Source organism: Tellurirhabdus bombi, from assembly GCF_021484805.1.
Lineage (GTDB): Bacteria > Bacteroidota > Bacteroidia > Cytophagales > Spirosomataceae > Tellurirhabdus > Tellurirhabdus bombi.
Genome location: NZ_CP090557.1, coordinates 3,903,006 through 3,929,081, shown reverse-complemented (window position 1 = coordinate 3,929,081; position 26,076 = coordinate 3,903,006). Strand labels below are relative to the sequence as shown.

The 26,076-nt window shown below is 48.0% G+C and carries 23 protein-coding genes and 1 tRNA gene; 16 read left to right on the top strand and 8 right to left on the bottom strand.

Going from position 1 to position 26,076, the window contains the following annotated elements; all coding sequences use genetic code 11:
• Positions 1-40 precede the first annotated feature (40 nt).
• The 3 genes from L0Y31_RS16640 (at position 41) to L0Y31_RS16630 (ending at position 6,892) form a co-directional block, all read left to right on the top strand.
• Positions 41-3,091, top strand: coding sequence for a SusC/RagA family TonB-linked outer membrane protein (locus L0Y31_RS16640; protein ID WP_234734208.1), 3,051 nt, complete (start codon positions 41-43; stop codon positions 3,089-3,091).
• Between the two features lie 39 nt (positions 3,092-3,130).
• Complete coding sequence (locus L0Y31_RS16635) at positions 3,131-4,813, top strand: RagB/SusD family nutrient uptake outer membrane protein (protein ID WP_234734207.1); 1,683 nt, start codon at positions 3,131-3,133, stop codon at positions 4,811-4,813.
• Between the two features lie 75 nt (positions 4,814-4,888).
• Positions 4,889-6,892, top strand: coding sequence for an alpha/beta hydrolase family protein (locus L0Y31_RS16630; protein ID WP_234734206.1), 2,004 nt, complete (start codon positions 4,889-4,891; stop codon positions 6,890-6,892).
• Here L0Y31_RS16630 and L0Y31_RS16625 read toward each other — a convergent pair.
• Positions 6,889-7,536 carry a redoxin domain-containing protein gene (locus L0Y31_RS16625; RefSeq protein ID WP_234734205.1) on the bottom strand — a complete coding sequence of 216 codons (648 nt, stop codon included), beginning with the start codon at positions 7,534-7,536 and terminating at the stop codon, positions 6,889-6,891. The two genes, L0Y31_RS16630 and L0Y31_RS16625, sit on opposite strands and share 4 nt — an antisense overlap.
• A gap of 489 nt (positions 7,537-8,025) precedes the next feature.
• Here L0Y31_RS16625 and L0Y31_RS16620 point away from each other — a divergent pair, with 489 nt between their 5' ends.
• The 5 genes from L0Y31_RS16620 to L0Y31_RS16600 all read left to right on the top strand — a co-directional run bounded on the left by L0Y31_RS16620 (position 8,026) and on the right by L0Y31_RS16600 (position 12,697).
• Entirely contained in the window at positions 8,026-10,677 is a 2,652-nt protein-coding gene (locus L0Y31_RS16620) for a DNA gyrase/topoisomerase IV subunit A (RefSeq protein WP_234734204.1), read from the top strand.
• Positions 10,678-11,406 (top strand): SanA/YdcF family protein, encoded by a 729-nt coding sequence (locus L0Y31_RS16615; protein WP_407084040.1) that lies wholly within the window; start codon positions 10,678-10,680, stop codon positions 11,404-11,406.
• An 8-nt stretch (positions 11,407-11,414) separates the two neighbouring features.
• On the top strand, positions 11,415-11,906 hold the full coding sequence (locus L0Y31_RS16610) for a DUF2628 domain-containing protein (protein ID WP_234734203.1): 492 nt from the start codon (positions 11,415-11,417) through the stop codon (positions 11,904-11,906).
• Between the two features lie 120 nt (positions 11,907-12,026).
• Positions 12,027-12,452, top strand: a complete 426-nt coding sequence (locus L0Y31_RS16605; RefSeq protein ID WP_234734202.1) for an OsmC family protein — start codon at positions 12,027-12,029, stop codon at positions 12,450-12,452.
• 157 nt (positions 12,453-12,609) lie between these two features.
• Positions 12,610-12,697, top strand: a tRNA-Ser gene (locus L0Y31_RS16600).
• A gap of 78 nt (positions 12,698-12,775) precedes the next feature.
• On the opposite strand, the gene L0Y31_RS16595 is transcribed toward L0Y31_RS16600, so the two are convergent.
• Together L0Y31_RS16595 and L0Y31_RS16590 are read right to left on the bottom strand one after the other, a co-directional pair.
• Positions 12,776-12,991, bottom strand: a complete 216-nt coding sequence (locus L0Y31_RS16595; RefSeq protein ID WP_234734201.1) for a hypothetical protein — start codon at positions 12,989-12,991, stop codon at positions 12,776-12,778.
• 169 nt (positions 12,992-13,160) lie between these two features.
• Positions 13,161-15,032 carry a M61 family metallopeptidase gene (locus tag L0Y31_RS16590; protein ID WP_234734200.1) on the bottom strand — a complete coding sequence of 624 codons (1,872 nt, stop codon included), beginning with the start codon at positions 15,030-15,032 and terminating at the stop codon, positions 13,161-13,163.
• A 542-nt stretch (positions 15,033-15,574) separates the two neighbouring features.
• Here L0Y31_RS16590 and L0Y31_RS16585 point away from each other — a divergent pair.
• Together L0Y31_RS16585 and L0Y31_RS16580 are read left to right on the top strand one after the other, a co-directional pair.
• On the top strand, positions 15,575-15,841 hold the full coding sequence (locus L0Y31_RS16585; RefSeq protein WP_234734199.1) for a hypothetical protein: 267 nt from the start codon (positions 15,575-15,577) through the stop codon (positions 15,839-15,841).
• A complete protein-coding gene (locus L0Y31_RS16580) occupies positions 15,814-16,017 on the top strand; it encodes a hypothetical protein (protein WP_234734198.1) in 204 nt (67 codons plus the stop codon). Before L0Y31_RS16585 ends, L0Y31_RS16580 begins: the two co-directional genes overlap by 28 nt.
• Before the next feature lie 24 nt (positions 16,018-16,041).
• On the opposite strand, the gene L0Y31_RS16575 is transcribed toward L0Y31_RS16580, so the two are convergent.
• Entirely contained in the window at positions 16,042-16,758 is a 717-nt protein-coding gene (locus tag L0Y31_RS16575; RefSeq protein ID WP_234734197.1) for a hypothetical protein, read from the bottom strand.
• A gap of 95 nt (positions 16,759-16,853) precedes the next feature.
• Between L0Y31_RS16575 and L0Y31_RS16570 the strand changes: the two genes are divergently transcribed.
• The 3 genes from L0Y31_RS16570 (at position 16,854) to L0Y31_RS16560 (ending at position 18,329) form a co-directional block, all read left to right on the top strand.
• Positions 16,854-17,024: a hypothetical protein gene (locus L0Y31_RS16570; RefSeq protein WP_234734196.1), complete on the top strand. Its 171-nt coding sequence runs from the start codon at positions 16,854-16,856 to the stop codon at positions 17,022-17,024.
• A gap of 36 nt (positions 17,025-17,060) precedes the next feature.
• A complete protein-coding gene (locus L0Y31_RS16565; protein WP_234734195.1) occupies positions 17,061-17,507 on the top strand; it encodes an acyl-CoA thioesterase in 447 nt (148 codons plus the stop codon).
• A 396-nt stretch (positions 17,508-17,903) separates the two neighbouring features.
• Positions 17,904-18,329 (top strand): response regulator, encoded by a 426-nt coding sequence (locus L0Y31_RS16560; protein ID WP_234734194.1) that lies wholly within the window; start codon positions 17,904-17,906, stop codon positions 18,327-18,329.
• Between the two features lie 143 nt (positions 18,330-18,472).
• Here the strand turns inward: L0Y31_RS16560 and L0Y31_RS16555 are convergent, their stop codons facing one another.
• On the bottom strand, positions 18,473-18,961 hold the full coding sequence (locus tag L0Y31_RS16555) for a hypothetical protein (protein ID WP_234734193.1): 489 nt from the start codon (positions 18,959-18,961) through the stop codon (positions 18,473-18,475).
• A gap of 533 nt (positions 18,962-19,494) precedes the next feature.
• Between L0Y31_RS16555 and L0Y31_RS16550 the strand changes: the two genes are divergently transcribed.
• From L0Y31_RS16550 to L0Y31_RS16540, 3 genes are all read left to right on the top strand, one after another.
• A complete protein-coding gene (locus tag L0Y31_RS16550; RefSeq protein ID WP_234734192.1) occupies positions 19,495-20,085 on the top strand; it encodes an RNA polymerase sigma-70 factor in 591 nt (196 codons plus the stop codon).
• Between the two features lie 79 nt (positions 20,086-20,164).
• Entirely contained in the window at positions 20,165-21,271 is a 1,107-nt protein-coding gene (locus L0Y31_RS16545; RefSeq protein WP_234734191.1) for a FecR family protein, read from the top strand.
• Positions 21,272-21,322: 51 nt separating this feature from the next.
• Entirely contained in the window at positions 21,323-23,323 is a 2,001-nt protein-coding gene (locus L0Y31_RS16540) for a carboxypeptidase-like regulatory domain-containing protein (protein ID WP_234734190.1), read from the top strand.
• Positions 23,324-23,523: 200 nt separating this feature from the next.
• On the opposite strand, the gene L0Y31_RS16535 is transcribed toward L0Y31_RS16540, so the two are convergent.
• The 3 genes from L0Y31_RS16535 to L0Y31_RS16525 are packed head-to-tail and all read right to left on the bottom strand — an operon-like array spanning position 23,524 to position 26,051.
• The gene (locus L0Y31_RS16535) at positions 23,524-24,594 is read right to left on the bottom strand and encodes an asparaginase (RefSeq protein ID WP_234734189.1); all 1,071 of its coding nucleotides are present in this window, start codon (positions 24,592-24,594) and stop codon (positions 23,524-23,526) included.
• A gap of 4 nt (positions 24,595-24,598) precedes the next feature.
• Positions 24,599-25,399 (bottom strand): TatD family hydrolase, encoded by an 801-nt coding sequence (locus tag L0Y31_RS16530; protein WP_234734188.1) that lies wholly within the window; start codon positions 25,397-25,399, stop codon positions 24,599-24,601.
• 19 nt (positions 25,400-25,418) lie between these two features.
• Positions 25,419-26,051, bottom strand: a complete 633-nt coding sequence (locus L0Y31_RS16525) for a polysaccharide deacetylase family protein (protein WP_234734187.1) — start codon at positions 26,049-26,051, stop codon at positions 25,419-25,421.
• Between the last annotated feature and the right edge of the window lie 25 nt (positions 26,052-26,076).

Sequence of the window (26,076 nt, the reverse complement as noted above, 5' to 3'; positions counted from 1 at the left end):
CAGTGGTGAAAGCTTATACAACCTTAACCGTCCGTTGTTTATGTTAAAAAATCTATCGAAAACCTGCGTATTGTGTCTTCTATCCCTCTCGGGGTACGCTCAGAGCAGTGGTTCTGGACAAGTAATCTTGGTCAGAAATGAAGTGGGGCAAGCGCATTTGGTTACCAAGCCGGCCGGGAGCAATGGCCTTGCCGAGGCTGCCGTTTTTACCATCAGCGGTAAGATTAAGGATGAAAATAATGAAGGCTTGCCCGGTGTTAGCATTATTCTGAAAGGCACCTCAACTGGAACAACTTCGGGGGTAGATGGTTCCTACAAGCTCACGATTCCGGACGGGAATGGGATTTTGGTCTTTTCGTTTGTTGGATACGAGAGCCAGGATGTACCGGTTAGTAATCGTTCCATCCTCGATATAAAAATGACCACCGATACCAAGGCTTTGCAGGAAGTTGTGGTGGTTGGTTACGGAACGATGAAGAAAAGTGATGTGACAGGCGCCATTGCTTCGGTAAAAACCAAAGACCTCACGGCTATTCCGACCACCAATGCGCTGCGTTCGTTGCAGGGAAAAGTAGCTGGTCTGGACGTAACCCAAAGCTCCGGGCAGCCAGGAGCCAGCGTGGGCATCGTTCTCCGCGGGAACCGTTCGTTGCGGGCTGACAACCAGCCGCTGGTATTGGTAGACGGGATTCAGTATGGTTCTTACGTGGATATCAACCCGACGGATATTGAATCGGTGGAAGTTCTGAAGGACGTTGCTTCGACAGCGATTTACGGAACACGCGGTGCCAACGGGGTAATCATCATTACGACTAAAAAAGGCAGTTCGACCGGAAGAAGCAGCCTGTCGTTTAATGCGTACGTGTCAAGCTACCAGCGAGGGAAATACCCACGCATGATGAACGGCGATGAATACGCCCAGCTCAAGCGCGAAGCGTACCGGACAACCAATAACAACGTGTACCGGGAAGACAAGGACATTTTCCAGGTGACGGAATATGAATACATCCAACGGCGGCAATACGAAGATTGGCAGAGCTATGTTTTCCACAACGGCTTGCTGCAAAACTACGAGCTGAACTTGAGCGGCGGTAACGAAAAGACCGCATTCTCGGTGTCGGGCGGCTATCAGCGCGACCAGGGTTTGTTACTGAACGATGTATTTCGACGCGTTAATGGTAAAATCAGTATTGATCATAAATTATCTAAAGTATTTCGGGTAGGAGCCAGCGCGATTTATACCTACAAAAATCAGGACAAGCGCGATAACCCGCTGAACATGGCCAATAAAATCCTGCCGATTGCCAAGGCTTTCGACGATAACGGTCAACTGATTCTGAATCCGGCACCGGGCTACAGCGCCCAGTTTACGCCCTTGGCCGATGAGCAACCGGGCGTTTTTGAAAACAACATTGTCGACAAACGCCTCTTTACATCGGCTTATCTGGACGTGCAGATTCAACCGGACCTGTTGTTCAAATCGACGATTGGTTTGGATATCAGAGATTACCGCAACGGTTACTACAAAGGGTACAACACCGTCGCCAACGTTGGTCGGAACTCCAATTCAGGGGTAAGCATCAACAATACAATGAATTATACCTGGGAAAATACGCTGAACTATAACAAAACGTTCGGTGAGCACGGTTTTCAGGGCTTATTGGGAACAAGCTCGCTGGGAACAAATTATGAAGAGTTTAATGCTTCCGGTAACAACCAGGCTTCTCCAATCACTACGTTCTATGATCTAAACTCCAACACCATATCGAGAGCCATTGGCAGCCGACTGCGTCAGACGCGCCTGGCTTCGTTCTTTGGCCGCGTAAATTATAAGTTTAAGGATCGGTACATTTTCCAGGCTTCCTTGCGGACGGATGGTTCGTCTGTACTGGCGCAGGGACATAAGTGGGGTTATTTCCCGGCGGTATCCGGTGCGTGGCGGATTATCGAAGAGCCATTCATGAAAGACATTGTGGCGGTTGATAACCTGAAATTGCGGGTAAGCTGGGGTAAATCTGGAAACAGCGCCATCGATCCTTACGCAACCCTGGGAGGACTGACCAATTCGGCGTATGCTTTTGGAACAACCGCTGCTTTCGGGTACTGGCCGAGTGTGATTCCGAACCCTAATTTGACCTGGGAAACGACCGCAACCTGGAATGCCGGTTTGGATTTTGGTTTCCTGCGGAACCGGATTTCTGGTAGCATTGATGTTTACTTGGCGCGCACCAGCGACTTACTCCTGCCAAGCTTGTTGCCACCGGCTACGGGGTATACCGAAGTGTTGGAAAACATTGGTCAGACGCAAAACAAAGGAATTGAGCTGTCCATGACAACGCAGAATGTCGCCGCTCGCGGTTTCAGATGGTCAACAGACTGGACGTTCTCCCTGAACCGGGAAAAAATCGTTGCCCTGAACAACGGTGTTACGCGGAATGAAGCCAATAGCTGGTTCGTTGGTTCACCAACCAGAGTATTCTACGATTACAAAAAAATCGGAATCTGGCAATTGGGCGAAGAAGCCGCTGCAACCGAAATGGGTGGTTATAAGCCTGGTGACGTGAAAGTAGCTGACCTGAATGGAAACGGAAAAATCGATCCAGGTGATCGTACTACATTCTCGCGGGTTCCAAAATTCTCGTTTGGCCTTAACAACAGCTTCGAATACAAAAACTTCGATTTGTCCGTGTTTGTGTATGGTCGCTTTGGGCAGTTTATCAACTACGAAAACAACACCGCTTACAAACCAAGCGCCCTGGAAAACTCCTCCAATGTGGATTACTGGACACCGGAAAACCCAACCAACGCGTTCCCTCGTCCGAACAGTGGTTACTCCACCAACAACTACCTTTTCCAATCAACGCTGGGCTATGTGGACGGTTCGTTCCTGAAAATCCGGGATGTATCGCTGGGATATAATTTGCCGCAGGCCATATCCAAGAAGCTGAGTGTAGGCCGGGTACGTGTCTATGGAACGCTGCAGAACTACTTTGTCTTCAGCGGCATTAAAGACTACGATCCAGAACGCGATGGTGCACTGAGCTTCCCATTGAACAAACAAATCGTTTTCGGGCTAAACGTAGGTTTCTAAACCACCGCAATCAAGGCCGTTTATTAAAAAAGATATCCGATGAAAACCAAAATATTAGCTTTATTAATGACCGTATCCGCGTTTGGATTAACGTCATGCGAAGATTACCTGAAAGAAGCCAACAAGAGCGGCTTAACCGAAGATCCGTTCTTTAAGACAGATCTGGGCATAACCAGCATTGTCAACGCTTCGTATTCGGGCACGCGCTTGTGGTACGGGAAAGAGCACCCCTTTGGGTTTACCGAAAGCGGTACCGACCTTTTCCTGCGCGGAGGAGACAACAAAGCCAACCAGATTTCGGACTACACCGTCGATTTGAACGGAGCGCAAACGAACCTGAAAGATTACTGGGGTCATTTGTACAAGTCGTTAAATGCCTGTAATACCGCTCTTTCCCTGCTGCCGAGTCCGGCCATCAGCGATGCCCTGAACAAACAATACGAAGGCGAAGTAAAAGCGCTGCGGGCCTTGTACCTGTCGATTATTACCGAGACCTGGGGCGATGTCGTGCTGTCGACGACGCCAACGATTGGGGTGGTCACAACGGCAAAACGGTCTTCGGTGGATGATTTCTACAAAGTTATTTTCTCGGATCTGGATGTTGCTATTGCCAATCTGGCCGCTAAAAAATCAACGGATGGTCGGATTACGCAGGATGTGGCCAAAGCCCTGAAAGCGCGCCTTTGCCTGACACGGGCCAGCGAAACCAAAAACGTGGCTCTGTATGCAGAAGCGGCAAAACTGGCTAAAGATCTGATCAGCAGCGGACGGTATGCACTTTTCGCGGACTACTCGGCGCTTTGGGCAATGGCCAACAGCGAAGGGGGTTCTAATTCTGAGGTGGTGTATTATGTCAACTATACCAATGACGACACCATGAATGGCGATTATGATGCGGCTGCCGGCAAAGGAAACAACGGTCACCTGTATTACATCATGGTGTATGACAAACAGCCGGGTATGGAACGCTCCGTGGCCTATGGTCGTCCTTATCAGCGCTTTCTGCCGTCGGTTCACCTGCTGGATTTGTTCAACGAATCCGTTGACCAGCGTTACCGGGGTAGCTTCCAGACCGTTTGGTTTGCCAACATGGCTGGTCTGAAAGCGGGCAGCGTGACGGGATATCCGCAGATGGCGCTGGGCGATACCTCCATGGTTTTCCTGAAAACGGCGGCCACGGCTAGCCAGACGGCACGGGCCGCGGGCCGTTACAAAATCTTTGACCGCAACGCGATGTATCGGGCCGATGGTTCGCCGCTGCTTCGGTCGCAGTTCATTCAGCTGAAAAAATTCATGGACCCGACGCGTCTGACGGCTAACCAGGAGTGGAGTTCACGGGATGCATTTGTGATTCGGATTGCGGAGCTTTACCTGATTGCTGCTGAGGGGCTGATGGCAACTAATCCGACGGAAGCGGTTCAGTTTATCAACACGCTGCGTACCAAACGGGCTATTGCAGGTCGGGAGGAGCAAATGAAAATCACCGCTGCTGACCTGAACATCGACTTTATTCTGGATGAGCGGGCACGGGAATTAGCCGGAGAGCAGATTCGCTGGTACGACCTGAAACGCACAGGCAAGCTGGTAGAATACGTGCAAAAATACAATCCTGACGCCAAAGGAAACGTGAAGGATTTCCACCTGGTTCGCCCGATTCCGCAAGTGCAATTGGATGCAGTAACCAACAAAGATGAGTTCAAACAAAATCCAGGCTACAATTAATGAAAATGCCCCAACCTCACATGGAAGTTGGGGCATTTTTGCGAATAGACCATCCTTATCAGTCAATCAAATAAGATGAATTTGACGCGTATGTCTTTAATCCGGTATGTATCGCTCATACCGGTTTTTCTTTTTTGGAGCAGTCCGGGCCAGGCGCAGGATAACTCAAACGCGCTTTCCTGGAAAATGAATACGGCCTACAATGCCTACCTGATGCGTGATGTACACCAGCAATTTGCTGATCGGAAAAAAGCGCTCACCCAGGCCATGGCTTCGAAGCAGGCCATAACGCAATACCGCGACAAAGCCAGGGAGCGCTACCGCAAGCTGCTGGGGAACTTCGGCCAGAAAACGGATTTACGGAGCCAGGTTGTGGGCACTACCCAGTATGACGGGTTTCGGATTGAGCGGATTATTTTCGAAAGTGTCCCGAATCGGCACGTAACGGCCAACCTATACATCCCGACGGGCAAAGGTCCTTTTCCGGCGACGCTGATTTTGTCGGGACACGGCATGTCCGGGAAAGTATCCGATCAGAAAACGGCGTTGGCTTTCGTGCTTAATGGCATCGCTGCACTGGCGGTTGACCCCATCGGGCAAGGAGAGCGCGTTCAGTTAGCGGACAGCGTCGGGAAGGCGCTCACGCGCGGATCGACCACGGAGCATACCTTGCTCAATGTAGGCTCCAATCTGGTTGGAATGAGTGTGGCCGCGTATGAATACTGGGATAACATGCGGGCGCTGGATTACCTGGAAACGCGGCAGGACGTGGATAAAAATCGTCTGGGGTGCATTGGCAGTTCGGGCGGGGGAACGCAAACAACGTACCTGATCGGGTTGGATGATCGCATCAAGATAGCTTCCGTTTGCAGTTATGTTTCGCAGCGGGAGCGGACCCTTGAGCTGAGCGGCCCTTCGGATGGCTGCCAGCACATTCCGTATGAGGGCAGAGAGCATCTGGAAATCGGTGATTTTCTGGTCATGTTTGCGCCAAAGCCCCTGCTGATTATGTCAGGCTATTACGATTTTGTGGATTATTGGAGTGCGGCCCGCGTCTTTGATGAATTGAAAGGCGTATACGGCGTGTTCGGTGAAAAAGAGAAAGTGGGCATGTTCTCGCTGGAAGGTGGACACGGGATGCCTAAACCCAAACGAGAAGCCGCCGTTACCTGGTTCAGAACCTGGTTTTTCAACGATAAAAAGCCGGTCAAAGAAAAGGACATGCCGCCCTTAGCGGAAAAGGACTTGCTTTGTACCACTACGGGTCAATGCCTTACAGCTTTCGCCCAGGAAGTAAGCATTCCTGAAGCCAATTACGAAATGGTGCAGCGCACAGCTTTGCAACGAGCAGATTTTGGTAAAAAAGGAAAAGGCGAAGTTCGGGCTAAAGTGATGGAATTGCTGGGCATTGAGCTGCCGAAAGAGAGCGTTGTTGTCGAAGCCACGGGCTCTGCTTCCGCCCGAAATTATACCCTGAAGAAATACCAGCTTATTCGGGAAGGACAAATGCCGGTGCCTTGCCTGGTGCTTTATCCCGAAGCGGTGAAGCCGAATAGCAAGCTGGTTGTGCTGCTGAACGAGAACGGGAAAAGTGAAGTGATGGCGAGTGAAAAAATGCTGGAAAGTTTTGTGAACCGGGGCGAAATCCTCGTGCTGGCCGACCTCAGAGGGTTTGGGGAAACCAGCGATCCCGCCGAATTGAACGACACCAAATACTGGAACCGGGAATACCGAAACGCCATGATTAGCCTGCATACCGGAAAGCCCATCATGGGGCAGCGCGTGATCGATCTGTTTTCGGTACTGGATTTTATTAACGCAGACGCCAATCTGAAAAACCACACGGTTAAAGTGGTCGCTAACGGGGCGTATGGTCCGGCCGTGGTGCACGCGGCTTACCTGGATCAACGCATTGGCGAGGCGGAGATTTCACGTTCCATTAAAACGTTTGCGCAGCTTGTTCAGCAACCCATGCAGCGGGATGCTTACAGCCATGTTCTGTATGGTGTATTAGGGTATTATGATTTACCCGATCTGGTCCGGCAGGCAGGTAGCCAACGCGTTCGGTTTGTCGACTAAGCCGCTGAACGATTGTAACCGATTACTTCGGCAGGGGCAGCGTTTTCGGCTACCGCCTGAACAATGGTCTCTGCCGGAAATTCCCCCACGAAATCTTTGTCGACGTAACTGAATGCAATGCGTTGGTCTGGTGTGAGGACAAAAAGAGCGGGGAAGGGAACATCTTCGGTGATGCCCGCAATGCGATCCCAGACCGGCTCACTAGTGGAGTAAACGCCGAAGCGCTCGGCAATGGCTTGATCAATATCCTGCGCTACAGAAAAAGAAAGGGACTGCTTCCGGGCAAAGTCTGCCAAGACGTCTACCGAATCCGTTGTCAGAACCAGCAAATTGCCGCCCGCCTGCTGGATGCGGACATGCAGGTTTTTCAAGTGGTTCAGGTAGCGGTCTGCGTAGGCATTCCAGCCGGGGCTAAAGAAGCTAACCACCAGCGGAGAGTTTTGAAGTAAATCCTTTACCTGGATCGATTGCAGGTATGTTGTTTCTGCTGGTAGATGCTGCCAGATTCCCTGCTTCCGATTCAGGCTGAATGCGGGCGCCTTATCACGGTGCTTAAGCGGGGCAATGGGCACAATTTTCCGGAAAGTCTGGGGAATTATATATAGATCTGAATCTTCGATGGTGGTATCAATGAAAGAAAGCATAGTTAATATATTGATTTAGTAGATTAGTCAAGAAAATAAAAAAAGCCTAGAACGGAACGACCAATCTCAGCAACCAGACAGAGCGCTACGACAACAGCAAACCGGTCCTGTTAGCACTGACCTGTGAAGGGCAGGAGCAAAACGGGAGCCTCGATGAATGGTCTTATTTGGTAACATTACTATACTAGGTCAATAGAATTTGTGTAAATGTAGAAGACTTTATTATTTACTCCAAATTTTTCTTTTTGTTTTTTGAGATCGGTAAAAAAACCGCATCAACCGAATTTCTTTGGCGGCATAAGTTGTTCTTATTTTGCAAGTGATAGGTTATTGACGGAAACTAGGAAACCATGCCTTGAATTCTGCATTTTAAGGGCATTTTGCCAGTTTTTCTCCTAAAAAATGCGTATCTTTATGCAATACAAGCGCAAGGAAAAAGCTTCCTTTGCCGAAATGTTTTACTTATGTCAGTAGCCGTAACCGCAACCAATGAGCGAAATTCTGGAGCCCACTGATTCCAACGAACAAAACAACAACGAAGAAAACCTGCACCACCAGATTGTCGTTTCTGGGCTATACGAAAACTGGTTTCTGGAATACGCTTCGTACGTAATTCTGGAACGTGCCGTCCCGGCGGTAGAAGATGGATTGAAGCCGGTTCAGCGTCGAATCCTGCACGCCCTGCGGGAGATGGACGATGGGCGTTTTAATAAAGTGGCCAACGTAATTGGAGCCACCATGCAGTACCACCCCCACGGTGACGCGTCCATTGGCGACGCGCTGGTATCGATGGGGCAGAAGAATTTGCTGTTTGATACCCAGGGAAACTGGGGTGATATTCTGACCGGTGACGGTGCAGCAGCCCCGCGTTACATCGAGGTGCGCTTGTCGAAGTTTGGGAATGAAGTTGTCTTTAATCCACAAACAACGGAATGGCAACTTTCCTACGACGGACGCAAGCGGGAGCCGGTGACACTGCCGGTGAAGTTTCCGCTGCTGCTGGCCTTAGGTGTGGAAGGAATTGCGGTGGGTCTGTCAACGAAAGTACTGCCGCACAACTTTATTGAACTGCTGGAAGCTTCCATCAATATTTTAAAGGATAAACCCTTTGAATTGTATCCTGACTTCCCGACGGGCGGCCAGATGGACGCCAGCAACTACAACGACGGATCACGGGGCGGAAAAGTCCGCGTACGGGCTAAGATTGAAGAACTGGACAAGAAAACACTGGTCATTCGTGAGATTCCATTTGGCACCACGACAACCTCTGTTAAGGACTCGATCATTAAAGCCAACGATGACGGGAAGATCAAGGTCAAAAAGGTAGAGGATCTTACCTCAAGAGAGGTAGAAATTCACGTTCACCTGGCTCCTGGTGTATCGCCCGATATTACGATTGACGCGCTTTACGCCTTCACCGAATGTGAGGTTTCTATTTCGCCGAATGCCTGCGTGATCATTGGCGATCGTCCCCACTTTGTGAATGTCTCGAAAATTCTGGAGGTCTGTACGCACCAGACAGTACAATTGCTGGAACAAGAGCTGCAAATTCGCAAAGGAGAACTGATGGAGAAGTTGCTCTACAGTTCGCTGGAGAAGATTTTTATCGAGAACCGCATTTACCGCAAGATTGAAGAGTGTGAAACCTTCGAGGCGGTCCTGGAAACCATTGGTAAAGGACTCGAAAAATACAAGAAGCAGTTTTACCGGGCCATTACACAGGATGATTTGATTCGCCTGACTGAAATCCGGATTAAACGAATTTCGAAATACGACGCTTTTAAAGCCGACGAGCTGATGAAGCGTTTGCAGGAAGAGCTGGGCGAAGTAGAGGAGAATCTGGCTAACCTGACTCGGTACGCCATCGCTTACTTTAAAGACCTGCTGAAGAAATACAGCAAAGGCCGCGAACGGAAAACCGAAATCCGGGCATTTAACACCATTGCTGCTAACGTGGTAGCCGCCGCGAATGCGAAGCTCTACGTTGACCGCGAAGGTGGATTTATAGGCTCGGGCCTGAAAAAAGACGAGTACGTTTCCGATTGCTCGGACATTGATGATGTGATTGTGTTCCGGCGGGATGGCAAATGCCTGGTTACTAAAATACAGGATAAGGTTTTTGTCGGGAAAGACATTATCTATTGCTCTGTATTCAAGAAAGCTGACGAACGCAAAGTCTACAACTTGGTTTACCTGGATGGTAAGTCAGGGCTGTCGATGGCGAAGCGATTTAACGTCACCGCCGTTACCCGCGACCGGGAATATGACCTGACGATGGGCAATCCGAAATCGAAAATACTTTGGTTTACGGCCAATGACAACGGAGAGGCGGAGGTAATCACCGTTAGCCTGACCGCCCAGAGCGCCGCCAAAGTGAAACAGTTTGATTTTAATTTTGCAACGGTTGGCATAAAAAACCGGTCTGCACAAGGAAACATCCTGACAAAGTACAGCGTCCGGAAGATTGTGCAGAAATCGGGTGGTGTTTCGACGCTGGGCGGTGTGGATATCTGGTACGACGAACACCTGGGTCGGTTGAACCGGGATGAGCGGGGCCGTTATCTCGGAAACTTCAGCAACAGCGATACCATTCTGGTGGCGTATAAAAATGGGCAGTATGAGTTGACCAATTACAGCCTGACCAACCACTACGAACCGAACGAAATTGATGTGCTCGAAAAGTTCGATCCGGAAAAGGTGGTATCGGCGGTGTATTACGAAGCAACGCAGAAGGCCTGGTACGTGAAGCGGTTCCGGGTTGAGACGACCACCATAGACAAGAAGTTTAGTTTTATTGGCGAAACGAAAGGATCAAAAGCCCTGGCGGTATCGACCCAAAAATTTCCGCGCATCGAAATTGCCTACCAGGTAAAAGATCGTGGACCAGTAGAGAAGATGATTCTGGAGCCAGAAGGCTTTATCGATGTGCGGGGTTGGAAAGCCCTTGGCAATAAACTACCTTTTGCGCGGGTAAAAGAAGTAAAGATTCTGGCTCCCAAAGTCGTAGAAGAAGTTGCCACAACGCAGGCCCTGCCGATCAGTTCGGTTTCCGAGGATGCGGACATCGAAGAGGTGAGCAATGAACCGGAATCGACAGAAGCAGAAGTTACTGCTGTAAAGCAATTAAATCTATTTTCGTAGATGAATCCGATGGAGTATACAACCACTCGTAAATCCGGAGGCCACAAGCGAAATACCAAACGTCTCCTGCCCTTGATGCGCCTGAAACGGCTTGTCAAGGCAGGATTTCTGTTGTTGTTTCTGGGCTTGTTGCTGATCCTGCTTTGCAATTTGTGGGTTGTGTCCTCCACGCGGAAGCAAATTTACTTTAACATCAATCGATTGCCCTCCAACGATGTAGCGTTGGTACTGGGAACGAGCAAAACGGTAGCCAACGGCCGGGAAAACCTGTTTTTTCGTTACCGGATGGAAGCAACAGCCCGCTTGTTCAAAGAAGGTAAAATCAAGTATATTATCCTGAGCGGAAACAACGATTCGGAGTATTACAACGAGCCGGTGGATATGAAAAAGGCTTTGTTGAAACTAGGCATTCCAGAAGAAGTGATGACGCTGGATTACGCCGGATTCCGGACGTTTGATTCCGTTATTCGTTGCAAGGAAGTCTTTAATCAGGATAATATTACCATTGTCTCTCAAAATTTCCACAATGCCCGTGCGCTCTACATCGGGAATTACGAAGGAATCGAAGCCGTTGCCTTCGCTGCTCAGGATGTACCTGATGGCTACTCGATCCGCACGCTGATCCGTGAATACCTGGCCCGTCCGCTGGCCATGTTGGACGTGCATATTCTGCGTCCGCAGCCTGAATTGGTAAATCACGAGATCAAGCGCACAAAACACAACCAGTAACTTTCTTTATGACCGATATCAATTCAATAAAAGACGAGCAGTGGGCAACTTTTTTCGGTGATCAGGATGATTATTACCTCAATGTGGTGGACGAAGTGAAGGCGGGCAAAATCGTTGTTTTTAACGTCTACGCTTTCTTCTTTGGATTATGCTGGATGCTGTACCGGCGCATGTATTTAGTCTGTGCCTTGGCCATTGGGGTTCTGTATGTAGAGAATTGGGTGGAAGAGCTTGTGTTTGCCCTTTATTTTCCGTCTGTGACCGACGAAATCCGAACGGTCGTTAGTAATCTGGTTTGGGCCAGCGCCGTTGGGTGCTTTGCCAACTGGTTTTATATCCAGCACGCCCGGCGGCAAATCAGCAAAGTTTTGGCCCAGCAACAGGAAACTGAACAAACACTGGTTGAAATAGAAGCGAAAGGGGGAATCAGCTGGATGCCAATTATTATTATTCTTTCCCTTGTTTTGTTCTCCTTACTTATGTTGCGGTTTGGTGCCTGAGCTGCTTAATCTATTAGCGGTGTTGCTTTTTGGCTGCGCTATTCTTTACTTGCTACGCAGAAACAGGAAAGCTCCTTTGCCTGTTTACGGTAAAGAAATCACTATCTAACCATTTACATCATGGCCATTAAACGCAATGCAACCGCCCGCTGGGAAGGTTCAGGTAAAGACGGAAAAGGAACACTGACCACGGCAAGTACCGTTCTGAATGAGTCGCAGTATTCATTCAATACACGTTTTGCCGAGGGCGTTGGAACAAACCCAGAAGAATTGGTTGCTGCCGCGCATGCCGGTTGCTTTTCCATGAAGCTGGCTTTCAACTTACAGGGAGCGGGCTTCACCGCAGATTCCATTGAGACAAAAGGCGTTGTGACGCTGGATACAGACAGCGGAAGCATTTCTGGCTCTCATTTGACGGTTAAAGCCAGTGTACCGGGAATTTCCAAAGATCAGTTTGACGAATTAGTGGCTGATGCCGAGAAAAACTGTCCTATTTCGAAGCTGTTTAATACCAACATTACGGTTGATGCCGAGTTAAACAGTTAAGAGTAAGGATAGGCTTTTAAGGGAAGGGAACAATTTTCGTCGTTTGGAAGCCTATCCTTTTTCGCTTGCGACACGGGCACAGCTGGTTTATTCCGCCTGAAAAGCTTGCAAACTGCGTTTCTTTTCCTACTTTTGCACTTCATTCAGCGTTCAGCACAGAGAGGTGTCCGAGTGGTTGAAGGAGCACGCCTGGAAAGTGTGTATACGTCTAAAGCGTATCGAGAGTTCGAATCTCTTCCTCTCTGCAATATTTTCGATAACCGACTCATTACGAGTGGGTTATTTTTATTTTAAGGGCTTTTAGTTTGCAAAAGGTTTCAACATTAGTCGTCAATTCGCTCCACTTTAAAGTTAAAATCAGGAAATTTCGTTTGAAGGCCTTGGCGTATTGCTTCGGCTTCCGCTTGCGTAAACGTCTTGTCGGATTCAATGCCTTCAACCGCTTTTTCAATTAAGCCTGCTCCTTCAGTTCCTTTGGCATCCTCAACCTGATACCAACCTTCCAGCAAGTCCTGCATAAATACTCCATATCGTGCCATGCGTCTGATAATTTTAGGGATATGGGTACTAAACCAAATCGCTCAAAATTTGATTGATACCCCACTGTATTTGTTTATGGTATGGCCCGCTAAACGAATACGCTAACAGACACGCAACAAAATAGCCCCATCGATCGATGGGGCCTGGAAAGGTAAAAGAACGGATGGCTTACGATTTCCGAAGCCAGGCTTTCCGAGTGGCTAACTGCTCCGGACTCGGGTTTTCGATAAAGCTTAACTGGTTGTACTTTTTAGCTACCGATGGCATTACCCGTGTTTTTAGGGTTACAGGCTGAACAACTCCCTGCCCATTTTTACGGGAAACTACAATGGCCAGCTCATCGCCTTCTTTGACAGTCTGCATCCACTCTTTCCGGAAATCGCCGTAAGTAGAACTGGTAACTGAAGCCCCATTGATGGATAAAATGACATCGCCTTTTTGATAGCCTAATTGTTGGCCAACGGTGTTCATCTGGTTGGTACTAGCCACTTCCAGGCGCTCATTATCGATTTCCTGAAGCAGCACATTGCCCATCGTAAATACATTGACCGCTTTTTCCTCCTCCAGCTTCACGCCAACCAGATTGAAAACCTCGTGGAGCGGCAAAGGCTGGGAGCCCGCTACATGTTCATTTAGAAACGCTTTGATTTCGGTCGGGGCGATTTTCCCGATTTCGTCAAACAGTTGGTCGTCCGTAAATGGTTTTTGAACCCCAAACTGCTTCGATAAATCCTGAACCAGATCAATCAGACCCGCTTTTCCGCCCGATAGCTGGCGCAGTTTAATATCCAGGCACAAACCGATCAGCGCGCCCTTCTGGTAGACGTTGCCGTATTGCGGAGCGTATTTTTTCAGGACATTAGCACTCATCTGGGTGAAGGACAGCCGATCATTATACTGTTGCCGGGAGCTGGTAATCTTCGTGCTAAGTACGTTTAGAAGTTGCTCCGGCGTGGTGAGGTCATACCGCGTTTGCACCAGATGCGCGTGGTATTCGGTGGTGCCTTCGTAAAGCCACAAGTGCTGCGACATTTGAGGGCGATTAAAATCAAAATTATGAATTTGTTCGGAGTGAATGCTAAGCGGCGTCAGGATATGAAAAAACTCGTGGGCGGCAATATCGCGGAAGTAAGCGCCGAATGCTTCCGGTTCGTATTCCTGAAAATAATACACCGAAGAGTAAGAATGCTCCAAAGCACCTTCGCTACCGGACAGGCTGGGTTTGTCGGATAAATACACCAGAAAAGCGTATTTATTAACCGGCAGATTACCGCCTAAATACTGACCCTGCGCCTGCAAAAGAGGGCCCACGTGCTGGGCTAAAAAATGTGCAGACACTTTTTTAGTGGGCGAATACACCGAGATCAAAACGTCGGTATTACCTACCCGCACTACGGCAGTATCGGGCACACAATACATAATCGGACTGTCCACCAGATGGTTGTACGATTCGGTAACAAATCGATCCGTGCTCTGGCTGTCATCCTGATCGATCAGGGGTGTACTCCCGTAAAAGGCAGTCGGGTGCGTAATGGTTACTTCGTATTTCCGCTTTTCCATATTCGGGAAATAACCCATTAAGCCGTGGTTATTCAGCACGAAGTTCGTGTCCTGTTCAATGTTCACGCCTGCCGGCTCGAACACGGCTTTATTGCGTTTATCAACGGCGTCAAACGTGTCATTAACCAGGTACGTTATCTTATACAATTTATTGGCTTTCGCTATTTTCCAGCTATTTACGTTCACCTGAACCACTGGGAGCGATTGGCCATCCCGATCGAGAGCTACCAGGTTTTCAATAAAGCGGCCATAATCATCTTCAGAATAGGTGCCAGGAACAATTTTCGGAATGTTGTACGTAATGTCGTTGTTTTTCACTTCGGGTGTGATCAACTCAACCCGGATTTTATCCTTTTGAACGTTCGTTAAATCGATAAAAAATTGATACGAATCAGTTTGCTTTATGCCATCGGTGGCAAATAAAGTCCAGGAAATGAGGTAAAGAAAGAAGAAAGGGACCGCTGTTTTTTTGATTTTCATGTTTGTGGTTAAAGCTCGCTTACGTTTTGAGCCGTTTAATTTAGGTTATTTTTAATTGTCTACCCACTCGCCCGGTTGTTTTCCTGGTTGACTTTGGCGATTCGTCGTTTAATCACTCTGATCCAATAAGCTCTGGTAAGTGGATTGCGAAGAACGGTGTTGTCAGGGAGTGAATGCTCCCCTAAAATGAGGGATTATAGCAAGCGGGTTTCGAGTGCCAGCAGAGTTGTTCCCTATTATTTTGCTAAAAGGCACACTTTTAATGAGTACTTAACTTGAGTATATCTGTTTTAAGTATATTTGCTTATGTAATAAGGCATCGAGCCTAAAACACTTAGTACTTCTTGATTATCTTCCGTTTTACGAAAATAAGTGCATTGAGCCGCTATTTGGTATTTTGTAAGTAGGCCTCGCTTACTCTTTATCAATTACAAAAATTGCGTTTTACTACTCAATCTTTATAAACCGTTTTCTGTCAGGGTGCTTAATGACCCATAATCTGCCTGTTTTATTTTCTGTTATGATTTTAACCTTACTCACGGATGAAAATGATTGCTACCTATTTACGCTGGGGACATTATGATATGGTTCCCTGTCTGGATGAAATAGAAGGATTCAAGACACTTTCCTTTTTAACTGCGCATACTGAATTTTACCACCCGGTTTGTGTCTACGACCCTCTGACAAACAAGATGTTATGGCATCCGGAAAATCCTTACCGGCAGCTACAGGAAAATGATCCGGCACTGCGTCGTTTTTTGCTCATTTCGCAGCAAAACCAATGGCGGACCGAATTGGCTTTCTGTTAAGTAGAAGAGCTAAAAAAGCCCGGACGCAACGCAACCGGGCTTTCAAGATGCAATTATTTAAGTTCGCACGTGATGCGGTGCGCATCGAATATACACTGCTTTACGCTTATTTCCATGTTTCGGCTGCTTTTGGCGCGCAAAAAAGAGGAAAAAGCGTTGTTTGCTTTATCTCGTAAGTGTTGTGCGACGTAGTGGCTCTGCTACAGAAGTTTTACGGTAATCTTATTGTAATAGAAGACGGATTGTGCCTCGAAGCCGGAGTCCGTCCCAACAATCACCCAAAGCTCCCCATTTGCGTTAGTTTTTGCCGTGAAGGGTTTTTCTAGGTTGTTGCGCTTAACGAGCGTATAGACTTCCACATCATCGCCCGCACCTACATTTCCGATGGTAATCATGTCTTTGCCGTCGGAGGCCTGGTTGCCTTTGTCGATGTTCATTCGGTAATGATCGTCATTTTCCCGCACTTTTTTAGGCTCAGTACCAGATGCTCCTACTTTGACATACACGGAGCTGCCCGGCGATCCGCCAACGCCAAAACTATTGGTCGGGTAGTTTGACGCAAACTCAACCTCAAACGCCAGTTTGTAGTCCGTATTGGGGCGCAGGCCGGTGACCCGCTTTTTTAAATACATGAATAAATCATCGCTGCGGTTATAACCAGATACCATCAACGATTTTTTGGTGGTATCTAAAGGAGCTGGTAGCGCTTTGAGCTCATGTTTGAAATCGGCAACCGTATCCTGATGGACAGCCGAGAAATCAGCATAACCTACTTTCCAGTCTTCCAGGCTGGTTTTAAAGTCCGAATTAATCAGGGTATCGCCGGGGCCAGGTTCGACAACAGAATCACTTGTTTCACAGGAAGATAAGGCTGCCACGAACAAGGCAGGAACAAACCATTTTAGTTGCTTAATCATTTTTAGTTAGGTTTACTTTTTAATCAGAAGTGTGGTAGCTACCCGTTAGAAGACCCGCTAAAATAAAGTAGGGTTGTAATGGGCAGGTCAACAAAATGGGTTACAACGGTTATAGCAAGCACCCTTTGGGCATAGCATTAAAGCCCGAACGCGCTGATTATCTTTACACAACGGTGGCGCGCTGGTCTGTTGTTGAAGAGGCTAACTCAACTATTTTAAAGCTGATTTTTTTGATTGACCAGATAATAGAAGAGAATTTTAATTAGTAAGGGATGTGATACCTTTGCTTTTTTAGAAAAGCAATGATCAACAATATTTTTGAAAGTAAAGTACTTTGGGCGCAAATCGACGGTAACATGCACCTACGGCATTCCGCCTACGCCGATTTAGCGGCCCAGGCCCGGGTTGAGTTTCTGGAAGCGGCTGGTCTGAGTCTGGGTGTCGTGGCCGGTCTGAAAATTGGCCCTATCCTTTTCCGGGAAGAATTGATTTATCTGCGGGAGGTTCGCCTGAACGAGGTAATTAAAATTGTTACCCTGGTGACAAAAGCGCGCCCCGATTACTCCCGTTGGTCTTTTCGGCACGAATTGTACCGGACCGATAGCATTAAAGCGGCCATCATTAACGTAGACGGTGCCTGGCTGGATTTGCAACACCGCAAACTGACCGGTCTGCCAGAAATGTACTTGAATCAGGTTGCAGATTTACCCAAAGCCGAGGATTATCAGGAAGAGCCCCTAAAAGAATAACTTCAGCAAAAAGCCATTATAGAACCGCTCTAGTGGCTTTTTAATGAGTCGGCAGCACTTTTTGTTTGTCGGCTCTTCGCTGGCAACCAGTTCTCTGCCCAGGTATTGGATCTGTTGCACCGACCTCTCGATAATGCCACTGGCGGCTTAAGAAGTTGGCTTTGCCTACCTTAGCTGCTTGACCGGAAAAGTTTGCAGCGAATAGCTGGCTTCTTGAATAGGGGAGTCAAGTTGCTACCGTTATCATTTAATTGAGCCAAAAAGTATACGAAAAAGCAACATCAGGGAAAAAGTTGCTTACTGATTGGTGAACAAGAGAAGAAGTTACCTGTATATTTGTTACCAAAATAGCTGCTTTACCAATCTTTGAGCGGGCTTCAACTGCCCGCATCCCCAATGAGCGATAAACTCCGGATTGCCATGGTCGACGACGATCCTCATTTCTTGGATTTGTTTGAACGGGCTATGTATATGTATCAACCTCCGGTAGAAATTATCCGCTATACGTCAGGCGTTGATATTATTCTGTCATTGATTCAAATGGAGGTGGCCAATCGCCCCCACATTATTTTAATGGATTTGGTTTTGCCTGGCTGGAATGGAATTGAAGTAGCACAATCAATTCGAGAGCGCTCGGGATTCAAAAGCATGCCCATCCTGCTGCTTACCTGTTCCGAAAAACCGCAGGAAGTGCAGCGGGCCATCGATGGCGGACTGAATGCGTTTATTACCAAGCCTTTTTCCTATCAGGAAATGAAGGTACTCGTAAAGCGGATTTATGATTACTGGTTTATGTTTGGCGGCCTGCCAAGTCTTAATTAATGGTTTTCAATTAGCTTCCATAACTGTTTTTACAAAGTATTTTCCTGCCGAATTGAAAGCTATTTTATTCAAAATCAAGGGATACTGAAAACTATAAAACCACCCTCACGAGTGGTTTTATAAAATAAACAAGTGTGTCCTGCTTATTCTTCAATCTTGGCGGAAGCAGGCTTACGGCCGCGTTTTTTAGGCTCGCCTTCTTTCTTGACACGTTCCTGCTGCTCGGTTAGTGCCAGCTCAAATGCGCGAGCTGAATCTTCGTAATCGAATGATTTAACCGAGAAAATAAACAGTGTTGTTGTATAATCAAGGTTTAAATTCTTGAGGATTCCCTGCAGGGGAATGGTATAACTACGGCCAATTTTGACCAGTTCAAAAACATCCGCGCTATCATCTGTAGCCGGAACCAGGTACAGTGATTTAACTTTTCTTTTTCCTTCTTCAACGCCAACTCGGAAACGAGTTGTTTCAGGATTTACATCTAATTTTTCAATTGTTTTAATCGGAAAAATCAGTCGGCCAGTTAGCGAAATCGAAGCGGTTGGAGCGGCTTCCTTTTGCTCTTTGGCAGGTTTCGGTTTTGTTTCTTCGTTGTCCTGCGGAGAGAAGAAACGAATTTTTTTCTCTTTCATTGATTAAATGTTCTTGTAAGATTTAAATAGGTGTTGGTCTTCAAAGCGTTCATACATGCTGAACGATTACAAAACTATTGAAATAAAATTAAGTAAGTCAATAAAAACTTTTATAATGCCCTAAAGCAGTCAAGTTTTTATAAATCAATGTGAATTAGTAAATGAAAAAAATGGTGTATTCACATTAATTAAATGCCTCTTGAACGATCACTTAAATGCCAATAAAATACATTGATGTATGTACTATCATGCTTAAATGCATAATAGAAAAAGAGTAATGAAATGCGGCTTAATTCAAATCATGATTAAGAAAAACCTGAATACCAATAGTCGCTTGGCCTTGCAAAATACTAGCCGTTTGATAACCAGCGAATCCGTACTGTTACCTGTAACAAGAGCAGCGACTTGACTATAACAGAAAAAAGGTAGCCACGGATAGGGGGAAAGTCACTTTTCCGTGTCGTATAGTAAATGGCAGTGTGTTCAAATCAAAAGAATTGTAGCTTTGCGAGAGAAAAATTCAAAGCAAGCTCGTGCAAATTGCAGACCAGGACATTGTAGCAGCCATACGACAAGGTGACGAGTCGCTGTTCGAAAAAGTATTTCGGCAGTATTACTCGGTGCTCTGTCAGTACGCGAATACATTTCTGAAAGACTGGGATGATGCGGAGGAAACGGTACAGGCAGTTTTTCTAACTATCTGGGAAAAGCGGGAAAATCTAGACATTCAGGTTTCGCTCAAATCCTATCTCTACCGGGCGGTGCATAACCGTTGCCTGAACCGGTTGCGGCACGTAGCCGTGCAGGCCGAATACCAGCAGCAGGCAGCTTATGATGGCATTCAATCGGCAGAAACGCCCACCCAGACGCTAATTGCGGATGAGTTGTCGGTGCGCCTCCAGGAAGCCATCCAGCAACTGCCTACGCAATGTCGGCTTATTTTTGAAATGAGTCGTTTTGAAGAATTAAAATACCAGGAAATTGCTGATCGTCTTGGACTTTCTATCAAAACGGTAGAAAATCAAATTGGAAAAGCGTTGCGTATTTTGCGAACGGAACTAGCCGATTATTTACCCTTATTGATCCTTGAATTGGGTTTGAATAGCTTAGCTGATTTCTTTTGATTTATTGTTAAGAATTTGATTTAAGAACTAGTGAACCAAAAGAGCCAATTGCCAGCTCGTCAAGTTCCTACCGTGTAGTATGGCCGAAGAACCCGAAAACCGAATAGATGACAGCCTGCTGGGTAAATTCCTGGCGGGTGAATCCGACGCGAATGAGTCGGAGCGGGTTCGTCATTGGCTTACCGAAAGCAATGAACAGCAGGAGTTTAGCCGCTTCGAGCGAATTTGGGAGACGGCCGGACAATTAAAACACAAGGCATCGGATACGCCAGCGCCCGTAGATACAGATGCTGCCTGGGCAAAAATGAAAGGGCGTATGAAAGCGCCGGCTGAAACAGAGAAACCAGTCGGGATAAAGCTTGACTTGCAGCCTGAAAGAAAGGAAGAACCCACGATTGAAGCCCAAATTCGGCCGCTACCAACGCGGCCCCGTTCGACCTGGACCGCCTACTGGCGGGTGGCAGCGGCGGTGGTTTTGCTGATGAGCCTTGGATGGTTTGGCTGGCGGGAACTCCGGCAGCAACAAACCCCGGACTTGGTGGCGCAGGTAGCCGTAAAGAGTAAAAACAAAACGGTTGAGCGCCTGCTGCCGGATGGGACCAAGGTTTTCCTCAATAAAGACAGCCGCATCGATTATCCTGAGCGGTTTGCCGCCGACAGCCGGGAGGTTGTGTTAACGGGTGAAGCCTTTTTCGAGGTAAAACCCGATGCCGCCCGGCCTTTCCGAATTAAAGCGGGGCAGGCAACCATTCAGGTGTTGGGAACGTCGTTTAGTGTAAGGGCTTACACCAAGGATGTGGAAGTCGCGGTGAAGACGGGAAAAGTGCAGTTTGCCGTTAAAAAGCAGCAGATCTTTTTAACCAAAAATGAACAGGCCCGTTACGATGTTGCCAAAGATACCATCCAAAGAGCCCCTCGTTTTGATCCTAATTTATTTGCCTATAAAACCGGTCAGTTGCTGTTTGAAAACGAGCGGCTGGAAGATATTGTCCGCACGCTCAGTACAGTATACCGAACGGATATTCGACTAAGTAACGCAAAATTAGCTAATTGCCGCCTCACGGTTGGCTTTGACCACAACCAGTCAATTGATTCGGTGCTGACAATTACGGCTGAACCATTAAGGCTTGCATGGCGGCATGAAGGGCAACAATATTACCTGTACGGAGAAGAATGCCGGGAATAAAGCGTAGGGACTAAGTCATCCCCTGCGCATTGCCCAAACCAACAAAGCTACATGAATCCCCACCGTATCCTTATACTTGTTTTTGCCACCTTATTACTTGGTAGCAAATCCACTTTTGCCGACATTCCGCCCCTGGATCGACTCATCACGGTCGATATACGGAATGAACGAATTGATGTTGCCTTGAAGTCGATTGCCCGCGAGGGGAAATTTTTCTTTTCGTATAGTCCCGTTATTTTTAATGAAGGCACATTGGTTACCTTTCGGACGCCGGGCGGTGGCTTACCCGTGCGGTCAGTTTTGACGCACCTCTTCAAAGGAAGCATTGAGTATAAATTCAGAGGAAATCACGTGATTTTGCGGCGGGCCGCCGTCCCGGACCCGGAACCGAAAAGTTTCATCTTGGATGGCTACATCGTTGATCGGCAGACGGGTAACCGGATTCCGCAGGCCAGTATCTACGAGAAAACTTCGCTGGCTTCCACCGTCAGTAATCCATACGGATATTTTCGTTTGAAGCTACCCGCCGAAGTACCGGCGGTGCAGCTTGAAGTACGGAAGAAATATTACTACGGAGAGACCGTCACCTTAGCGGCAAAAAAATCACAGTCAGTTGATATTCGGTTAGTTGCATCGCCTTTGCAAACCGCTTCGATACAAACGTTGCCGGTACGCGTGCGGCAGGATACCACCCGCCCGGTGATAAACATACCGAGTACGCCACCCGTGGTTGCGGTGGTGACCGATACAAATCCGATTCCTGCGGCTAGCTCATCCACCAACAAAATTGATTGGAACCAGGCTAAACAGGAATTGCAGCGCAGTAAAGAGCAATTTATGAGTTGGGTTTTGTCTAAAAGGCAGGCCATTCACGAAGCGAACATGGGCGGTGATACCCTGTACCGGGATCTTCAGGTATCCTTCGTGCCTTTCATCGGAACCAATCATACCTTGAGTGCCCGGGTTATTAACCGGGTATCGTACAACATTCTTGCGGGCTATTCATTAGGAATGACTGGGGTCGAAATTGGGGGCGTATTGAATATCGATCAGGGTAGGGCCAGCGGCGTGCAGGTGGCGGGCTTTTCGAATCTGGTAGGTGGGCTGTCAGATGGCGTTCAGGTGGCGGGCTTCGTTAATTTAGATGGCCAAGGTTTCCGGGGCGTTCAGGCCGCTGGCTTCGGAAACACAATCGGAGGTTCTGTAACCGGGGTGCAGGCGGCGGGTTTTTATAACTTGGTACTGGGCGATCTAACGAGCAGTGTGCAAGTGGCGGGCTTCACAAACATGGTAAATGGCGATGCGCGTGGTAATTTTCAGGCTGCTGGTTTCCTCAACGTGGCGGGGCATGATATGGAAGGTTTCCAACTGGCTGGTTTTGGGAATGTCGTTGCGGAGCAAATGAAGGGAACGCAACTAGCGGGCTTTTTCAACGTAGTGGGAAATGATTTAACCGGAACGCAGATCGCGGGTTTCTTCAACCGCGCCGGTCGGGTTAGCCGGGGGCGGCAGTTGGGCTTCATCAATATTTCTCAATCATCCGAAAAGGCCCCGCTTGGCTTTTTTAGTTACGTAAAAGAGGGTTACCGACGTTTGGAAGTGTCGTTCGATGAGCTAAATACCGCCAACATTGCTTTTAAAACAGGGCACCAGCGATTCTATAATATTTTTACCGCGGGTGTTAATCGAATGCAGCCCAATGAAGTGCGCTGGAGTGCTGGCTATGGCTTTGGCCGGGCGTTTGATTTCGGTCGTGGTTGGATGCTCAATACCGATCTGATAGGGATTTACCACCTGCCCGGCGGAGGTCTCTTTGAGAAGGCAGGTAATTCACAAATTCGGTTTGCCGTTGCGTTGGAGAAAAAATTAACGCGGCATCTGGCCCTGACGTTTGGTCCCACGGCTAATGCCTATTATAGCGAACGAATTTATCCAAAACCAACGATTCGCCCCGTTGAGGTCCCTATCTTCGACTCCCAGTTAATGGGCGATTATGGTCGCCTGGATAGCTGGCTGGGCTTTTCAGTTGGTATTCGAATTTGTAACCATTAATTGAATGAGCGAAAGAATGAATGAGCGCATAAGGTGCGTAATTTCAATGTTTTATGCTTGGAAATGACCTGACTTAACTTTGCTCAACTACTTCAGTAATCAGGCAAAATTATCCACAGGGTCAACGGACCGAAAGTCGGCCAGTCATTCGCTCTTTCTCTCAATCACTCTTTCGCTCATTGGCTTAATCGGCTTGTCATTTACAGGCTCATTTCGCCACAAATGGGCTCGGCCAGTCGTTTCCGAATGGTCGCGGAGTCCGATTCTTGGGCAAGCACAAACATGAGTTTCGTAATGGCTGCTTCAACGGTGCAGTCAGCGCCGCTCACCACCCCGATTTGGTCAAGATGCTTGCTGGTTTGGTAACGTCCCTGCGTGACGCGACCCCCATCGCATTGCGACACATTGAAGATAATCATCCCTCGATCAACGGCCCGTTTTAGACCATCCAGGAACCAGGCATCTGTAGGCGCGTTGCCCGCTCCAAAGGATTCCAGGACAATTCCTCGCAGTGTCGGCAATTCCAGAATAGCCTGTACAACCGGCTGGCTAATGCCCGGAAATAAGGGCAAAACCATTACCCGCGCCTCCATCCGATGGTGAAGAGTCAGCTTGACATCGGGTTGGTAAGGCGTAATGAAAGGTGTATTGTATTCAATCCGAACGCCTGCCATTGCCAGATGCGGGTAGTTTTCAGAGTGAAAGGCGTTAAAGTGCACACTTTCTTTCTTTTTGGCCCGATTACCCCGCAAAAGCATCGAATTAAAATAAATGCAGACTTCGGGCACAAGCGGCTGACCATTTTCCTGCGCAGCGGCAATCTCAAGGGCTGTGATGAAGTTTTCGCGGGCATCGGTTCGAGCTACGCCAATGGGCAATTGAGCACCGGTAAGAATGACCGGTTTGTTCAAGCCTTCGAGCATAAAACTCAGGGCCGAAGCCGTATAAGCCATCGTGTCCGTTCCGTGGAGAATGACAAAACTGTCGTATTCATCGTAATTATCCCGAATGATATGTCCCAACTGGCTCCAAACGGCTGGCTGCATGTTCGAGGAGTCAATCAGGTGATCCAGAATAATCACGGTCAGTTCAAAATCCAGGCGTCGAATTTCGGGAACGTGATCGAGGACTTGCTCAAAATTAAATGGAACAAGCTGATCATTATTTCGGTCGTAAACCATACCTAAAGTGCCTCCAGTGTAGATCACGAGCACCGAGGAGCGAGGCGTATTGGGCAAAACAGGATTAATGTGAACAGTACGGTAACTCACGGGATTAATGGTTGGATACAGGGAAATTTTTCAGAAAAGAAAAGGCGTTGGCCGTGGTTGCGTCGGCTACTTCTGCCAAGGTGACTTGCTTTAAATCCGCAACTCGCTGGGCGATAAGTTTAATGTAGGCGGGTTCGTTGCGTTTCCCGCGATAGGGAACCGGGGCCAGATACGGCGCGTCCGTTTCCAGAACCAAATGCGCCAAATCGACGTGAGGAAGCACTTTGTCCAGACCGCCGTTCTTAAACGTTGAAACGCCACCAATACCCAGTTTAAAGCCCAGATCGATAGCTCGTTGCGCCTCATCCAGCGTACCAATAAAGCAGTGGAAAATGCCAGTCAAATCTGGTAAGGCTAGTTTTTCGATCAGGTCAGCCGCTTCGGTAAAGGCATTTCGGTCGTGACCGGAACGGCTATGAATGGAAATGGGGAGCTTGTAGTGAGAAGCCCATTGCAACTGCGTCCGAAAGGCTTCGAACTGCCGATCAACGTGCGTGAGGTCCCAGTAAAAATCCAGCCCAATCTCGCCAACAGCCATGAACGGGTAGCGACTCAGCCAGCTCTCAACGGCCGCCAGTTCGGCCTCAACCGTTTCGGTTACGTAGCAGGGGTGTAAGCCCATCATCGGCAAACAGCGGTCGGGGTAGCGTTCGGCCAAAGCCATCATGCTGTCAATCGTTTCGCGGGCGCAGTTAGGCATCCAAATCTGGCGGATTCCGGCTTCGTCGGCCTTGACCAAAAGAGCGTCGAAATCGTCGGTAAACTGCGGATCGTAAATATGGGCGTGGGTGTCGATTAAAGTCATTGAGTCAATCATCGTAAGTTCAGGCGGGGGCCGTAAACGGTAAAAGTTCAAAACGATAGCCTTTTTGGGAGAAATGATCCAACACGCGAGGTAGGGCAAATTCCATGTTCCGGCGGGCTTTCAGACTATCGTGAAAAAGCAGAATGGAGCCGGGTTCGGTATACTGAATGGTCTTTTTTAGAACGGTTTCGGGCGTCAGATTGGGCGAAAAATCACCGGATAAGACGTCCCACATAATGATTTCGTGCGTTTTTAGCACCTCCCGCGCTTGGCTGCGTTTAATACGCCCATAAGGTGGCCGCATCAGGTTGGTCGCATTATGGAGTTGCTGCTGACACTGGGCAAAATTTTCCAGATAAACCGCATCTTCTGTTTTCCAGCCATTCAAGTGATTAAACGTATGATTGCCGATCGCGTTTCCACTGGACACGACTTTCTGATAAATGAAAGGATGTTTCCGAACATTATCACCGATGCAGAAAAAGGTAGCCTTGGCCCGATATTGATGAAGCGTTTCCAGAACTGACTCGGTAACATCCGGGATAGGGCCATCATCGAAAGTCAGGTAAATGACGGGCTCCTGGGTGCGAACACGCCAGCGAAAACGCGGATAAGCTACCCGAAGCAGAAAATTTGATTTGTGTAAAAACATAGCTAGCGCAGCAAAACCCGGTTGC